16 protein-coding genes are annotated in these 15870 nt (G+C 44.4%); 13 read left to right on the forward strand and 3 right to left on the reverse strand.

The window, feature by feature from the left end; genetic code table 11:
- Positions 1-79: 79 nt before the first annotated feature.
- From NR125_RS12115 to NR125_RS12135, 5 genes are all read left to right on the forward strand, one after another.
- Complete coding sequence (locus tag NR125_RS12115) at positions 80-541, forward strand: hypothetical protein (protein WP_226280657.1); 462 nt, start codon at positions 80-82, stop codon at positions 539-541.
- A gap of 221 nt (positions 542-762) precedes the next feature.
- Positions 763-2424 carry a glycoside hydrolase family 13 protein gene (locus NR125_RS12120; RefSeq protein WP_251266786.1) on the forward strand — a complete coding sequence of 554 codons (1662 nt, stop codon included), beginning with the start codon at positions 763-765 and terminating at the stop codon, positions 2422-2424.
- Between the two features lie 112 nt (positions 2425-2536).
- On the forward strand, positions 2537-3013 hold the full coding sequence (gene ybaK / locus NR125_RS12125) for a Cys-tRNA(Pro) deacylase (RefSeq protein ID WP_009332365.1): 477 nt from the start codon (positions 2537-2539) through the stop codon (positions 3011-3013).
- A 584-nt stretch (positions 3014-3597) separates the two neighbouring features.
- Positions 3598-4707, forward strand: coding sequence for a PRK06851 family protein (locus NR125_RS12130; protein WP_192907982.1), 1110 nt, complete (start codon positions 3598-3600; stop codon positions 4705-4707).
- Positions 4708-4724: 17 nt separating this feature from the next.
- The gene (locus NR125_RS12135; protein ID WP_071158237.1) at positions 4725-5192 is read left to right on the forward strand and encodes a hypothetical protein; all 468 of its coding nucleotides are present in this window, start codon (positions 4725-4727) and stop codon (positions 5190-5192) included.
- A gap of 196 nt (positions 5193-5388) precedes the next feature.
- Here the strand turns inward: NR125_RS12135 and NR125_RS12140 are convergent, their stop codons facing one another.
- Complete coding sequence (locus NR125_RS12140; RefSeq protein ID WP_009332362.1) at positions 5389-6753, reverse strand: YjiH family protein; 1365 nt, start codon at positions 6751-6753, stop codon at positions 5389-5391.
- A gap of 184 nt (positions 6754-6937) precedes the next feature.
- Between NR125_RS12140 and NR125_RS12145 the strand changes: the two genes are divergently transcribed.
- The 4 genes from NR125_RS12145 (at position 6938) to NR125_RS12160 (ending at position 9855) form a co-directional block, all read left to right on the forward strand.
- Positions 6938-7741 carry an ABC transporter permease gene (locus NR125_RS12145; protein ID WP_071158239.1) on the forward strand — a complete coding sequence of 268 codons (804 nt, stop codon included), beginning with the start codon at positions 6938-6940 and terminating at the stop codon, positions 7739-7741.
- Between the two features lie 3 nt (positions 7742-7744).
- Positions 7745-8551 (forward strand): ABC transporter permease, encoded by an 807-nt coding sequence (locus tag NR125_RS12150; protein ID WP_009332360.1) that lies wholly within the window; start codon positions 7745-7747, stop codon positions 8549-8551.
- A 21-nt stretch (positions 8552-8572) separates the two neighbouring features.
- Positions 8573-9580, forward strand: coding sequence for an ABC transporter ATP-binding protein (locus NR125_RS12155; RefSeq protein ID WP_009332359.1), 1008 nt, complete (start codon positions 8573-8575; stop codon positions 9578-9580).
- Positions 9581-9651: 71 nt separating this feature from the next.
- Positions 9652-9855 carry a hypothetical protein gene (locus tag NR125_RS12160; protein WP_162271992.1) on the forward strand — a complete coding sequence of 68 codons (204 nt, stop codon included), beginning with the start codon at positions 9652-9654 and terminating at the stop codon, positions 9853-9855.
- A 314-nt stretch (positions 9856-10169) separates the two neighbouring features.
- On the opposite strand, the gene NR125_RS12165 is transcribed toward NR125_RS12160, so the two are convergent.
- Positions 10170-11489, reverse strand: coding sequence for a short-chain fatty acid transporter (locus NR125_RS12165; RefSeq protein WP_009332357.1), 1320 nt, complete (start codon positions 11487-11489; stop codon positions 10170-10172).
- A 141-nt stretch (positions 11490-11630) separates the two neighbouring features.
- Here NR125_RS12165 and NR125_RS12170 point away from each other — a divergent pair, with 141 nt between their 5' ends.
- The 4 genes from NR125_RS12170 to NR125_RS12185 all read left to right on the forward strand — a co-directional run bounded on the left by NR125_RS12170 (position 11631) and on the right by NR125_RS12185 (position 15191).
- Positions 11631-12119, forward strand: a complete 489-nt coding sequence (locus NR125_RS12170) for a GNAT family N-acetyltransferase (RefSeq protein ID WP_256815431.1) — start codon at positions 11631-11633, stop codon at positions 12117-12119.
- Positions 12120-12239: 120 nt separating this feature from the next.
- Complete coding sequence (locus tag NR125_RS12175; RefSeq protein ID WP_256815432.1) at positions 12240-12902, forward strand: DNA alkylation repair protein; 663 nt, start codon at positions 12240-12242, stop codon at positions 12900-12902.
- Positions 12903-13223: 321 nt separating this feature from the next.
- Positions 13224-14081 (forward strand): Cof-type HAD-IIB family hydrolase, encoded by an 858-nt coding sequence (locus NR125_RS12180; protein ID WP_009332354.1) that lies wholly within the window; start codon positions 13224-13226, stop codon positions 14079-14081.
- A gap of 24 nt (positions 14082-14105) precedes the next feature.
- Positions 14106-15191, forward strand: a complete 1086-nt coding sequence (locus NR125_RS12185; RefSeq protein ID WP_251156336.1) for a PQQ-dependent sugar dehydrogenase — start codon at positions 14106-14108, stop codon at positions 15189-15191.
- Positions 15192-15215: 24 nt separating this feature from the next.
- On the opposite strand, the gene NR125_RS12190 is transcribed toward NR125_RS12185, so the two are convergent.
- Positions 15216-15866, reverse strand: coding sequence for a TetR/AcrR family transcriptional regulator (locus NR125_RS12190; protein ID WP_251156335.1), 651 nt, complete (start codon positions 15864-15866; stop codon positions 15216-15218).
- Between the last annotated feature and the right edge of the window lie 4 nt (positions 15867-15870).

The raw sequence follows: 15870 nt of genomic DNA on the forward strand, positions 1-15870 counted from the left end.
GAATTTAAAGGGTAAATATTTGGTTTATTTCTGAGCTCTTTTCTCATATAATAGCCTATAAGCTATTAAATAGAGAAAGGTGTATGCATTGAAGAAAGAAAGCTTGGATCTAGTCGTTCGGGAGTTATTGGAGAGATCGGGGAGTCTGGCAAAGATTAAATTAGAGAATCATTTTCCGGGAAATCGTATAGCTGGCGGAAAGTACAGCATGGGAACACATACCATAACGCTTTATATGGAAGAGATTATGAAACAATGCCAGCAGCTCTTTTCTTCTGCTGATCGCTTTTTGGATTATTTCACTGTTGTGTTTGCTCATGAGCTTGGTCATGCTGAAGATACAGAGCTGGAGGAATTGGCCAATTACCTTGATTCCTGCATAACAGAGCAGGAACGATGCCTCACAGCATTGAAAATTGAGGAAAATGCATGGGCATTTGCTGAAAAGCTTCTGCCGGATATGGATAAAGCCTTCATGCAGAAAATTATCTATCATTCGTTAAAACCATACCGGGAACAGCTTCAAGTGGAGCCAGCCTGATAATATAGGAGAAGCCGCAGTCCAAAAAGCTGCGGCTTCTAAATTGTTAGCAGGATTTTATCATGAAAAAGGGTATTGAAAAATCCAATTGTAAGCGTTACACTTACTGTAGTAGTATGCAAATGCTTAAAAGCAGGCAGCTTTTTTTTATACCGCTTAATGCAAACGTTTGCGCACCGCGATGATTGAAAAAGAAATTTATATAAATTGAGGGTGTTAATATGAAGAAGGTTTGGTGGAAAGAAGCAGTAGGATATCAAATTTATCCGCGCAGTTTCCAGGATTCAAACGGAGATGGAATTGGTGATCTTCAGGGAATCATTCAGCGGCTTGATTATATTAAAGGATTGGGGATCGATGTCATCTGGATTTGCCCAATGTACAAATCCCCTAATGACGATAATGGCTATGATATTTCAGATTACCAGGATATCATGGAAGACTTCGGTTCCATGGAGGATTTCAATCAGCTGATGGATGAAGTCCATAAGCGCGATATGAAGCTGATTCTTGATCTTGTCTTGAACCATACAAGTGACGAACATCAATGGTTCATCGAATCCCGTTCATCCAAGGAGAACCCGAAGAGGGACTGGTATATTTGGAGAGACGGAAAGAATGGCAAGGAACCGAATAACTGGGAAAGCATTTTTGGCGGGTCAGCATGGGAATATGATGAGAAGACTGAACAGTATTTCCTGCACGTTTTTTCTACGAAGCAGCCTGATTTAAACTGGGAGAACAAAGAAGTCCGTGAGGCTTTATATGATACGGTGAACTGGTGGCTGGATAAGGGAATCGACGGTTTCCGGATTGATGCCATCAGCCATATCAAAAAGCGTGCCGGCCTGCCTGATATGCCGAACCCAAAAAAGCAAAAGTATGTTTCTTCCTTCGATATGCATATGAACCAGGAAGGCATTCACGAATTTTTAAAGGAATTTAAAGATCGCACATATGCGAACTATGATGTGATGACAGTGGGCGAAGCAAACGGTGTTACTGTGGATGAAGCCGATCTTTGGGTCGGTGAGGAACAGGGTAAAATGGATATGATTTTTCAATTTGAACACCTTGGCCTTTGGGATGCAGAAACCAATCCAGAGGTTGATATTGTCGAGCTGAAAAAAGTTCTTACCCGCTGGCAGAAAGGTCTGGAGGCTGATGGCTGGAACGCTTTATTTATCGAAAATCATGATAAGCCCCGTGTCGTTTCAACATGGGGAAATGATGAGGAATACTGGCACCAGAGCTCGACATCCATGGGTGCCATGTACTTCCTGATGCAGGGAACGCCATTCATTTATCAGGGACAGGAAATCGGCATGACCAATGTCCAATTCCCATCCATTGACGATTATGATGACGTAGCCGTGAAAAACCTGTACCGCCTTAAAAAAGAGGAAGGCATGTCCCATCAGGAAATCATGGATATCATCTGGGCCTCTTCCCGCGATAACAGCCGTACGCCTATGCAGTGGTCTTCCAGGGACAACGCAGGATTCACAACAGGACAGCCATGGATGAAGGTTAACCCGAACTATAAGGAAATCAATGTGGAAGTCCAATCGCAGGACCAGGAATCCATCCTTTCGTTCTATAAAAAAATGATTCGATTGAAAAAAGAAAATGAAGTCTTCACCTATGGCCAATACGATCTGCTTCTTGAAGAAGATAAGCAAATCTATGCCTATACCCGTACATCAGATGATGACAAGGTAGTCGTCATCACGAATCTTTCAACAAAGGAGGCATCTTTTGAAGCTGAATTTAAGCTTTCTAATGATCAGCTTTTATTGAATAACTATCCGGTTGATACGCATGAAGATTCGGATTCAATTATGCTTAAGCCTTATGAAGCCCGTGTTTATCGATTGAGATAAACTTTGTTAGCAGGATTCCTTTTAGGGGTCCTGCTTTTTTATAAGTCTGATCCTTTTTGAAATTTATCCTAAAATGCTAAAATGAGAAAAATAACCAATGGAGGCGCAGGCAATGGCAAAGGGTAAAACAAACGCGATGCGTATGCTGGATGCTCAGAAAGTGGATTACGAACTGATTACATATGACAACCAGGACGGCAAAATCGATGGGGTTTCGGTTGCAGCGAAGATTGGCAAAGATCCTGAAGCTGTCTATAAAACTCTAGTTGCTCAAGGCCACAGCAAGCAGATCTATGTTTTTATCATTCCGGTGGCAGAAGAGCTTGATTTGAAAAAAGCCGCTAAAGCAGCCGGCGAAAAGAAAGTGGAAATGATTCCGGTCAAAGATATCCAGAAGCTGACCGGCTACATCCGCGGCGGCTGCTCTCCCGTCGGTATGAAGAAGCAGTATCCCTCTTTCGTTGATGCAAAGGCAGCGGGACTTGATCTGATTATTGTCAGCGGAGGCAAAATTGGCATGCAGATGGAGCTCAAAGCGGAAGAATTGCAGAAGGCCATCGGAGCTGAACTTGCGGATTTAATTAAATAATAAAAGTGAAGAGTGCTGAATAACCATGATTCGGCACTCTTTTTTTACGAAAAAAGTATAAAATTTTGAACGTCGATAATTGTCTAGCGCAAGCAGCCTACCCCCTCGAGATCACAAGCTTGTCTTGTTGAGGCTCCTAGGGACTCGAGACATAAGCCATTCCCTTTCAGAAGGAAAAAACACCTTCTTGCAGGGCTCGTCTTATGCTTGTCGTCCCTAAGCAGTCGCCTACACATTTCGGTTTGTCTTGTTTCGGCTCCTAGGGACTCGGGGTCATAAGCCGTTTCCTTTCAGAAGGAAGAACGCCTTCTTGCAGGAACTGTCTTATGCCTGTCGTCCCTGGGCAGTCGCCTCCTCATTTCGGGCAATCCTCCCAAAAAGGCAAAGAACGCCTTTTCGGGAGGCTCGTCTTGTGCTTGGGGCCCCCAGGATGGGGGTCATGCAGACGTTGCCACAGGACGTGGCGTTCTTAGTCTGCGTTCCTTCATGGGCAAGGCGCTTCCGCTTTTCTAAATAGGCTTTCACCCATCCTGCTCCCTTTGCATACTGTAAGGTGAAAATGCATTTCGAAAGGAAGTGTAAGAATGGCTGGGAAAATACTGAAATACTTCGCCGGCGGGAATACAGCCCGGGGGTTCCACAATCTATTCGAATCGAACCTGCAGGGGCTTGATCGCTTATTCATTTTAAAAGGCGGCCCAGGAACAGGCAAATCATCACTGATGAAAGCAATCGGAGCGGAACTGTCCGAAAAGGGCTATGACCTTGAATACATTTATTGCTCATCTGACAGTCAATCAATCGATGGCGTGATCATTCCTTCTTTAAAAGCAGGCATTGTCGACGGAACAGCGCCGCATGTGATTGAACCGAAAGCACCCGGAGCCGTCGAAGAATATATTAATCTCGGAGAAGCGTGGGATTCAAGGGCGCTGGCTGCGAAAAGAGAAGAAATAACTTTACTGTCTGGTCAGATCAGCAATTCCTTTGCAGCGGCCTATGACACATTTGCCGAAGCACTGAGAATCCATGATGAATGGGAGAAAATCTATATAGAAAATATGAATTTCCAGAAGGCGGATGAATTGACCAAGAAGCTGATCTCCGCCTTCTATGGAAATGCAAAATTGAACAAAACTCCATCTGTGAAACATCGTTATTTAGGGGCAGCCACTCCGATTGGAGCGGTGGATTTCGTGCCGAATCTTACGGAGGATATTCAAAAAAGGTACTTCATTAAAGGGCGTCCGGGTTCCGGCAAGTCAACGATGCTTAAGAAGCTGGCAGCAGAAGCTGAAAGCCGCGGATTTGATATTGAAATCTATCATTGCGGGTTCGATCCGCACAGCCTGGATATGATCATCGTTCGCGAGCTGGGCCTCGCTATTTTTGACAGCACGGCGCCGCATGAGTATTTTCCGGATCGTGATGGAGATGAAATCGTCGACATGTATGAAATTACGATCAATTCAGGCACAGATGAAATTTACGCTGAACAGCTAAAGGATATCAGCACCCGTTATAAAAATAAAATGACCGAAGCCATATCCTATCTGGCACGGGCCAAAACCCAGCGGGACACGCTGGAAAACATCTATGTAAGCGCCATGGACTTTGCAGTAGTTGACCGGATCAAAGAGAAGGTCCGCTCTGAGCTGCTGCTGATTTCAGAGAAAGTTTCAATAAGGGAATAGAAGGGAGACCACACACAATGGATTATACAAATTATCCGTTTTATCCATATATGTATGACCAGAATGAACATGGACGCATTTTTCCTGGCGGAGGATCAGGCGGTGGATTCACCATTCCGGGATTTCCGGGCGGCGGGTTTAATATTCCAGGATTCCCGCCAGGACCGCCTCCAGGTGGTCCTGGCGGTGGATTTGGGCCTCCAGGTGGCGGAGGAGGCCCCGGAGGTCAGGATGGACCGCCATCAGGGCCGCCGCCAAGCTTCACACCACAGATGCAGCAGGTAAGCACGTTTGCTGTTGATCCCGGTGCCATAAGAGGCTGCTTATTCCGCAATACGTTTATATGGCTGCAAAATGGAAACAGCTTCTGGTTCTTCCCGACCTTTGTCGGCAGAACATCTGTAGCCGGCTGGCGCTGGAGGAACTGGCGCTGGACGTATTATGGAACAGACTTGAGAAGAATTCGTTCTTTCCAATGTTTTTAAATTAAAGAAGCTAATAAAAAAGAGGTATCCGCTTCAGGATACCTCTTTTATCTGTAGAAATCAGCGCTTGCTACACTGATAGCAGCCGCTGCACCTTGTTAATCGGCCGGGTTTCTAATGTTATCGGTTAAAATGTTGATATATCGGTCACTTCCCGTCATATCAGGTTTTCAGTATTAACCCAATGGAAAACCATTTAGAAAAGAATATGAGCAGCCAGCACAATCACCGGCAAAGTAATAAGCGTTCTTTGGATAAAGATAATAATCAGGTCCCATAATGTTACAGGGATTTTAGAGCCAAGCAGAAGTCCGCCCACCTCTGACATATAAATCAGCTGGGTAACGGATACTGAAGCTACGATAAATCGTGTCATTTCGCTTTCGATGCCTGCACCGATAACGGAAGGCAAGAACATATCAGCAAATCCGACCACAAGTGTTTCCGAAGCGGCTTTTGCTTCCGGTACCTGCATCAATTCAAGCAATGGAATGAATGGCATTCCTAAATAAGCAAAAACAGGAGTATACTCCGCGATAATCAGAGCCAAGGTTCCCAAAGCCATGACAATCGGGGCTACACCCATCCACATATCCAGAATGTTTTTGGCGCCATCCTGGAAGAAGGCTTTCAAGCTCTGATTTGTGCTTGCTTTGGCAACAGCCTGCTGGAGTCCCCAGCTTGCTGATGTGTGTCCCTCAGGGATGCTCTCATCAAGCTCGGATTCCTGGCCGTTATAATACGTATCAGGCTTTCTGGACAGGGGCCAGATTCTAGGGCTGATAATGGCGCAAAGGAATCCCGCTGCTGTAATGGTCAGGTAAAAAGGCACAAACATATGGCCAAGATTCACCTGTGAAATAACAACAAGGCTGAAGGTAATGGATACGACGGAAAAGGTTGTGCCAATAATGGCCGCTTCCCTTTTCGTATAATAGCCTTCTTCATACTGTTTGCTGGTTAGAAGAACACCAATGGTCCCATCGCCAAGCCAGGATGCCACACAGTCAATCGATGACCTTCCAGGCAGCTTAAATACAGGACGCATGATTTTTGTTAAAAGTGCGCCAAAGAATTCAAGCAATCCGAAGTTCAGCAGCAAAGGCAGGAACAGCCCGGCAAATAAAAAGACCGAGAACAGGATCGGCAGAAGGTCATTTAGGAGAAGTCCGCCTGTGTTTTCAGACCAGATCTGTTCAGGACCGATTTGAAAAAGGGTAATAACAGCAAAAACAGCGCCTATAAATCTCGCTGCAGCCCAGATGTAGGGAACGTCAAATAGGTTCTTGAAAAAAGGGCTTTTTTCGATAAAAGCGGGCTTAGCGAATTTGGCCAGCAATGTACCCAAAAGTGTAATGACAATAATAAAGGTCATAATTTCAGGAAGATAGTCTGCGAGCAGGTTTTGGATCCAGCCTGAAAATATGGCTATAGGAATTGTAATATCCCCTTGATATTTGATCGGAACCATGAATAAGCTGATTCCAATTAAAGAAGGTATGAGAAATTTTATTAGATCTGAAGAAGAATGCTTCTTTCTGGATGCATCAAACAATATCATTCACCTTTTTCTTATATTTATAAACCAAATGTTATTTTAATTCATAACCCCTGAAAAAGCCAACCCTTTCTCTTAAATTCCACTGTTTCCCTTCTTTTTAAACTTCTAAAACAAACATATTTTTAAGATCCTAAATTATGTTAAAATATGAAATAATCAAAAAAATCAAAAAGCAGGTGTGCGGATGTTCAGGTTTCGGTTATATGGGACCTTCACAAAGAAGGCCTTTCTTCGATCAGCCGTTTATCGATTTGATGTATGGTCGCGGCTTGGCTCAAATCTTATTTTTCTGCTGATGTGGGGTTCAATTTGGACTGCTTTATATGCCGGAAGGGAAGAAGCTGGCGGCGTCAGCTTTGAGTCCATGCTGACATATATTGTGGTCAGCCAATTTTTATCTGGAGTAAATGGGGCGGGCACCCCGCTGTGGGAAATCCAGGAGAAGGTCCGGACCGGAGATATTTCCCTGGAATTAATGAGGCCGTTTGATGTGCCGCTCCGCTATCTTTTTGCCGATTTTGGCAGTGTGGCCTTTTACATACTGACAGCGCTGCTCCCTTTATATACAGTCATGTTCATTTTTATGGATTTGACATTGCCCTCTAGCTGGGAGACTTGGGCTTTGTTCATCGTATCCGCCTTTATTGGATTCCTGATCCGCTATTGCATTGAAATGTCTTTTGGGCTGCTTTCCTTTTTTCTCGTTGAAACAGGCGGGATTGTCGATGTCTTTTACTTTGCCATGTCCCTTCTTTCGGGATCAGTCATTCCACTGTGGTTTTTTCCGGGCTGGCTGGAAAAGATGGCGCTTTACTTGCCGTTTCAGGGGATCTATTACATACCAAATGCGATTTTTATAGGCAGAATCTCTGGAATTGAAATCCTGCTTTCCCTGGGTGTCCAATTATTTTGGGCTGCAGCCAGTTATCTGTTATTAAGGTTTGTCTGGAATCGCGCATCCCAAAAAGTAGTGGTACAGGGGGGATAGAGTGTGAGTGTTTTAAAATATTTGGATTTGTATTTCAAGCTCATCTCCGCAGGTGTAAGGGCCCAGCTGCAGTACCGGTTTGCCTTTGTCATGAGGATTGTCGGGCTGATCACATCTTATACAGGCACTGCTGTCACGATGTGGATCATGCTTTATCAGTTTCAGGAACTGGGCTCATGGACCTTTTACGAGATGCTGTTTCTATTTGCTGTCGCTGTTTTATCCTGGGGATTCTGCATCATTCTCTTTTTTCATTTCAGGGGGTTGGATACCTACATCTTAAACGGCACATTTGACCGCTTCCTTGTCAGGCCGATCAATCCATTTTTTCATTTCATGGCGATGAAGTTTGACGTTGCATCTTTTGGACAGTTCATCTTCAGCATCGGCATTTTTATTTGGGTCAGCTTTGAGCTGCAGCTGGATTGGACCATCGGGAAAAGTTTGTTTCTGCTGTTATCCGTGGTTGGGGGAATCCTCATCCAGGGAGGTCTGCTTGTCATGATATCTGCCCTCGCTTTCTGGACGACAAAATCGGAGCAATTTTACTGGGTGGCCATGTATCCGGCCCGAAATCTGACCAATTATCCTTTGGTCATCTATCCGAAAGCCGTCCAATGGTTTACCGCTTTTGTCGTTCCATTCGGCTTTGTGAATTACTTTCCCGCGGCTGTGCTTCTGGAAAAGGAAACGCCATTTTTCCCTGAGAATATTGGGTATTATTCGCCGCTTGTTGGCATCGTTTTTTTTGCCATAGCCTATTATATTTGGATGCTCGGTTTAAAGAGGTATAAGAGTACAGGTTCATGACATAGTTTAGGAGGGCTGGAATTGCCGATTATAGAGGTTGAACATTTGATGAAGGACTTTATGATTGCCAAGAGGGAGACAGGCTTTCTCGGCGCTGTGAAGAGCCTGGTGAAAAGAGAACATATTAAGAAGGAAGCAGTGAAGGATATCAGCTTTTCGATCGGAGAAGGGGAAATGGTCGGCTATATCGGACCGAATGGTGCCGGAAAATCCACCACCATCAAAATGCTTACGGGCATTCTTGTCCCAAGCTCAGGGAGTGTAACGGTAAACGGCATCATTCCCTATGAAAACAGGCAGGAAAATGCCAAGAATATCGGAGTGGTATTCGGCCAGAGAACACAGCTTTGGTGGGATCTTCCTACAATCGAATCGTTTGAGCTGCTGAAGGAAATCTATCAGGTTTCGGCTAAACGGTATAAGGAAAACATGGACACCTTTACAGAGATATTGGGGCTGGATGAATTCTTGAATACTCCGGTCCGCCAGCTGTCTCTTGGGCAAAGGATGAGAGCTGATATTGCCGCATCCCTGCTGCATGACCCGCCAATCCTATTTCTTGATGAACCGACGATTGGCCTGGATGTCATCGCTAAGGAGAAAATGAGGACATTTATTAAAGAGATTAATAATGAGCGCAAAATCACCGTCATTTTAACCACACATGATATGGAGGATATCGAAAAACTTTGTGAGCGGATGATTCTCATTGACCATGGGCAAAAGGTTTACGACGGGGAAATCGCAGTGGTAAAAGAGCGTTTTGGCAAAACGAGGACACTCATCGTTGACCTGGAGGAATCATCTCACAGCCTCCAGCTTAAGGGCGGTGAGGTGTTTAAAGAAGAAGCAAGCCGCTTCTGGATCCGATTTAACCGGGATGAAGTGTCCGCCTCGGAATTAATTGCCCAAATTACTGAAACACATAATATCAAAGATTTAACCGTGGAAGAGCCTGCAATCGAATCCATCATCAGCCGCATTTATCAGGAGGGTTATCAGGAGCTGCCTGAAACGGTCAAAGTATAAATTGCACCTACCGAAAAATAGGCTCGGCTAATATATCAATATTTTCTGAAAAATCGATATACTATAGAGAGGTGATCAAATTGATTCTATATTTGCTGGGCTTTTGTGCAGTATTGCTGGGAGCGGGAATGTTTGTGGACTGGTGGCATAAAAAGCATGGAATTGACGATTTTGACCCTGAAGAAAATGAAAAGCATGTATCTGAGTCAGAGAGAGCTTATATCGAGTCTTATATGCATAACATGAAAAATGATCATCATAATGGAATGTCATGAGAAAAGCGGAAGCGCCATTCCCACGAAGGAACGCAGACTAAGATCTCGCCACGTCCTGTGGCAGCGTCTGCATGACCCGCATCCTCCCAAAAGCTTCCGCTTTTGGTCGTGTGATGATTATGCTGACGAAGCCTTCCTTGTCCTGCGGGCCTTAAGCCCAAGACAGGCCTCACGGAAAGGAGTTCTTTGCCTTTCTGAGAGGATTGGCTTGTGACCCCAAGGGGGCAGGCGCTGGAGCTAGACAGTTATCTAAATTAAGATAATACACATTATCTCATAATAGAAGAGCATGGCGGATGCCATGCTCTTTGACTTTAGAAAAATAAAAACCCTATTGAAATAATCACCCCGCTGACCAGCAGAGTCAGAACACAGAATCCCATGATGTCCTTTGCTTTGAGTCCTGCAATGGCGAGCGCCGGAAGGGCCCAGAAAGGCTGAATTAAGTTGGTCCAGGCATCACCCCATGCGACAGCCATGGCTGTTTTAGGGATGGAAGCACCCATTGACTGAGCCGCTTCAAGCATAATCGGAGCCTGAACCGCCCACTGGCCTCCTCCTGAAGGAACAAAGAAGTTCACAAGCCCCGCGCTTAAAAACGCGAAGAAATGGAATGTGTAATCATTCGAAATGCTGACAAACGCTTCAGACATAACCGCAGCAAGTCCTGAGGCAGTCATCATGCCCATGATTCCGGCATAAAACGGGAACTGAATAATGATTCCGCTAGCCCCTTTCACTGCATTGAGGACAGCTTCGAGGAACCTTTTAGGTGTTCCATGGAAAAGGATGCCGAGGAACAGGAATAGGAAATTTACGATATCAAGGTTCAGGTTAAACCCCTTTGCAGCGAAATAATAAAATAAGAAAACAAGACCAAAAATTCCGGCAAGCAGGGAAATCAGACGGCTGTTTTCCAGGCGTTCAGCAGGTGTCATCGCCTCTTTTTCAATTGAAGCTGCCTGGATGTCTTCTTGAAGAAGAGCAGGATCGACCACAATGGTCTCTTCTTTCGACGGCATCATAAAGCGGTTTACAAAAGGCAAAACCAACAATAGTGCGACAACAATGAAAATATTGAATCCGGCAAAGATGGTCTGGTCAGTAGAGATGACGCCAATCATCTCTTCAGAGAAGTGTCCAGGTGTAGCAATGGTCAATGGAATCGAACCTGAAATTCCTCCGTGCCAGACAACGAAGCCAGCGTAAGCGCTTGCAATCAACAGGCGATAATCCACATTTTTTACTTTTTTGGCAAGCTCTTTAGCAAATAAGGCGCCAATCACGAGGCCAAATCCCCAGTTAATTAAGCTTGCAATCATCGATACGAATGACACAATAAGGATAGCCTGGCCTGGTGACTTGGCTAATGATGCCAGTGCACCTAATCCTTTTTTAAAGATCGTGCTGCTGGCCAGCACATGTCCAGTGACTAAAACCAGCACCATCTGCATGGAAAAAGTCAGCAGGCCCCAAAAACCATTTCCCCAATGCTGAACCATTTGGTAAGGTCCATTATCTGTGAAAATCAAACCTAATCCAAAAACAACGAAGGTTAGGATAATGACAAATAAAAATGGATCAGGCAAATACCGCTGCATAATGCGGTTAAAGAAAGATACCAGTACTTTCATGATGCAACCTCCAATTTTTATTATTAACCTATTATATTTTCTGTAAAATTCGATCTATTCCTTCTTTTCTGACATAATTGTTGTCTAAAAGGCTTCTGCCACTTAAATTAGGAGAGTAAACATCGAAAGGGGACAGGAAATATGGACGTTAAAATAGTGAAAGCTGAATGGAAAGACCGGGATATCGTAAGAAACATGTATGCTTTCTATCTGCACGATTTAACAAAATACACTGATGCATTGAAAGTAAATGAAGAAGGCACATTCGAATTTGACGCCTTTTCATTAATCTGGGACAAAGAAGGCATAGAACCTTACCTCATTAAAGCTGATGGCAAACTGGCAGGATTCCTGCTGCTTTTGCGTGCTCCCTTTTTAAGAAAAGCAGATTACTGCATCAATGACTTTTTTCTGTATAACTCGTTCAGAGGGGAAAACGTGGGGCAAACAGCGATTGATCTATTGTTCAGCAAATATAAGGGAACCTACTATATAGAGCAGTTAAAACGAAATGAGCCTGCTATCCGCTTTTGGAAGAAGGTGTACCGCTATTATCAGCTTAATGTTGACGATACCTCGAGAATGGAAGATGGAGAAGAATGTGTAGGGCAGTTGGTGAATGTGGAATGATAAATTAACTGAACCCGGTGCTCATTCGGACAGGAAAAGGAGAAATCGGGAAGAGCGAGTCCGAACCCGGACTCGGATAGGGAAACATAACCCCAAGTTGATGCAAAAAGGAGTGTTCAGATGGATATTCGATTATTAATAAAGCTTTTTGAGGAAAATAGAGACATAGAAAAAGCAATCCCCATGCAAAGCTATCTTAAAGACCACTTTCCTTTTCTTGGAATTAAGGCGCCTGATCGAAGAGCTCTTTTAAAGGAATTTTTTAATGAGACAGGCCTTCTGAAGCAGGAATTTAATCCGGATTTTGTGGAAGCCTTATGGGATCTGGAAGAGCGTGAATACCAGGCTGCCGCCCTTGACTACATCGGGAAATTCACAAGGAAACTGGACAAAAGTCATCTCTCATTAGTTGAAAAGCTGATCACAACGAAATCCTGGTGGGATACCGTCGATATGCTTGCCGCCCACCCGGCAGGCGCCATCGCGGCCAAAAATCCAGAAGTCATCCCCGAAAAAATAGAGGGATGGGCGACCAGCGAAAATATGTGGCTCCGCAGGGCCGCCATCCTATTTCAGCTGAAATACAAAACCAGCACAAACGAAGACCTGCTATACCGCTATATTATGCTAAACAATGACAGCAAAGAATTCTTCATCCAAAAAGCCATCGGCTGGGCGCTCAGGGAATACTCCAAAACAAACCCTGAATCAGTTAAAAGGTTTATTGAATCAAACACACTTGCCAGGCTGAGCATTAGGGAGGGGAGTAAGTATATTGGTTAGACTCTTAGGTTTTTATCATTTAAATTAGGAGCACTGAGTTGATTGCAGTGGAGGACTCTTGATCCTCGCAAATGCTGACGCATTTCCTTCGTGCGGTGCTTAGCCGAGGAAGCATAATCAATGTCCTGCGGAGGAGGCTCTCGTTCCTCCCCGAGGGTTTGCTGGGGGCCCGCAGCGGAAATCAACGGACAGCATACATAAACTAAAATAAGTAAGAGAGTTTTTCAGGGAAGTGCAATTATTTAAAATAACCCTAAGAACATGATAGAATGGCAAATAAGTTTTTCAGTAAAAATACTACAGCCAGAAGGTGAAATTATAATGATCAAATGCATTGCAAGTGATATGGACGGCACGCTTTTAACCGCCACACAGAAAATCACGCCTGAAAATATCGAAGCCATTAAAACAGCACAGGAAAAAGGAGTCGAAGTAGTCATCGCAACCGGGCGCTCCTACTTCGAAGCAAGCTTCGTCCTCGATGAAGCCGGCATCTCCTGCCCGATTATTTGCGCAAACGGGGCAGAAGTGAGAGCTGCAGATGGAAAAGTTGTATCCTCCAATCCGCTCGATAAGGACCTGGCTAAAAAAGCTGCCTATATCCTTGTACAGAACAACGTTTATTTTGAGGTATACACAAACCAGGGTACATACACCATTGATGAAGACCGCGGCGTCTCCATCATTGTCGACATCTTTTTAAGCGGAAATCCAGAAGCGGATATTGACGAAGTGACAAAAGCTGCGGAAGAACGCTTTACAAAAGGGCTGGTGCGAAAAGTGAACAGCTATGACGAGCTTTTCAACAGTGACGAGCACCAAATATACAAGCTGCTGGCCTTCTCATTCGAACCGGATTTTCTCGTATCCGCCAAAGAAGACTTGCTTAAGCTTGAAGGCATGGCTGTAAGTTCATCAGGGGATGAGAACCTGGAGCTGACAAGTGTGAACGCCCAAAAGGGGATTGCTCTTGAAGCTTTTGTAAAAGAAAGAGGCATTTCACTTCTGGAAACAATGGCAATTGGCGATAATTATAATGATTTGTCTATGTTCAAACGTGCAGGAAGATCCGTTGCCATGGGAAATGCCGATGACATCATTAAAGCACAATGTGATGCGGTGACATCTGCAAATGAAGACAGCGGTGTAGCCAAGGCAATCCGGGAAGTCCTGAAGTAAAATTTCAAGGGGGATGGAAGCTGGATGAAAAAGGTGTTAGGTGCAGGGTTACTGGTTTTTGGCCTGCTGGCTGGATGCTCAAGTACCGGCGGGAATAATAGCGGGAAACAAGTCGAGGATCAGGAGGCAAGCCTTCCTGCCGGTGAAGAGCCGGAAATACTGGCGGATGAGCTTGATATTCCCTGGTCCATTGCCAAAACAGGCGAAACCTTTTACATGACGGAAAGGCAGGGCAGCATTGTAAAAGTAGAGGATGGCAAGAAAGAACGTCAAAAAGTTGAACTTGCGAAAAAACTTTCTACTGCTTCCGAAGCTGGATTGCTTGGATTTGTGCTGGCACCTGATTTTTCAAAATCAAATGAAGCATATGCCTATTACACCTATGAAAACACCTCAGGTCAGTTTAATCGTATAGTGACCCTTGGGCTTCAAGAGGGAACGTGGAAAGAGGAGAGGCTTTTGCTCGATAAAATCCCGAGCGGGCAGTTCCACCACGGCGGCAGGCTTGAAATTGGCCCTGACGGAAAGCTTTATGCTACTGCAGGCGATGCTGCCACTGATCCTGAAATTGCTCAGGATGTGAATTCTCTGGGAGGAAAAATCCTAAGAATGAATCTGGATGGGAGCGTACCGGGGGATAATCCTTTCAGCGGATCCTATGTTTATAGTTACGGCCACCGCAATCCGCAGGGGCTGGCATGGGCTGAGGATGGAACTTTATATGAAAGTGAGCACGGCCCATCGGCCAATGATGAAATCAATAAGATCCTTCCCGGTAAAAATTACGGATGGCCCGTCATAAAAGGGACCGAAAAGAAGGAAGGAATGGAATCACCGCTATTTACCTCAGGTGATGACGAAACCTGGGCTCCGTCCGGGGTGGCCTATTATAAAGGCAAGCTTTACACTGCCGCTTTAAGAGGCAGTGCCGTTCTTGAGTTTGATCTGGAAACAAAGAACGTCAGGAAAATTGTTTCTAACTTAGGAAGAATCCGGGACGTCTTTATTGAAGGGGATGTGCTATATTTTATCAGCAACAATACGGACGGACGCGGCAATCCGCTTGATAAGGATGACAAACTCTATCAAATTCCGCTTTCGGATATATAAAAAGCCTGGCAGCTGTGCCAGGCTTTAGTCTTTAGCAGAAAGTCCATGCATGATGAATTGAATGGTCAGCTCGATTTCCTTTTTATCATCCCAATCGGCTTCAGGCAATATTAAATACCTCGCGATTAAAAAGCCAAATATCGATGTAAAGGTCATTCTGACTACACTATAGGCTGGAATATCAATAATCTGACCTTTTTTCTGATAATATTCAGCCAAAGTAACAAAGCGTTCAAATACTTTAATCGCGATATGCTCTTTAAACTGTTCCTTGAGTTCAGGGTGAAACGGAATTTCCTGAATCAGGATCCTAATAAGAGGCATATTGTTTTTCAGAAACGCTATCCGGTTTTCCATCATGGCTCTTAAAAAATCTTCAAAGTGTTCGTATTTATGATTAATTACTTTGTATAGATCCTTGATGACAAAGGGAGCAATCAGCTTCGCCATCATCGGGGAAACAATCCCCATCAGTAAATCCTTTTTTGTTTTATAGTGTCTGAAGATGGTTCCTTCGGCTACTCCTGCCTTCTTGGCGATTTCACTTGTCGAAGTGGCTGCATAGCCTTTTTCGGAAAACGATTCAATCGCAGCCATGATAATTTTCTTCTGCTTCTCCGTAAGTCTTTCTTCTTCCTGAAATAATCCTTCTAAAATGGAATCCTGCTCTGGCATGGTT

The sequence above is a fragment of the Cytobacillus sp. Bac17 genome (assembly GCF_024519925.1).
Classification (GTDB): Bacteria; Bacillota; Bacilli; order Bacillales; family Cytobacillaceae; genus Cytobacillus; species Cytobacillus pseudoceanisediminis.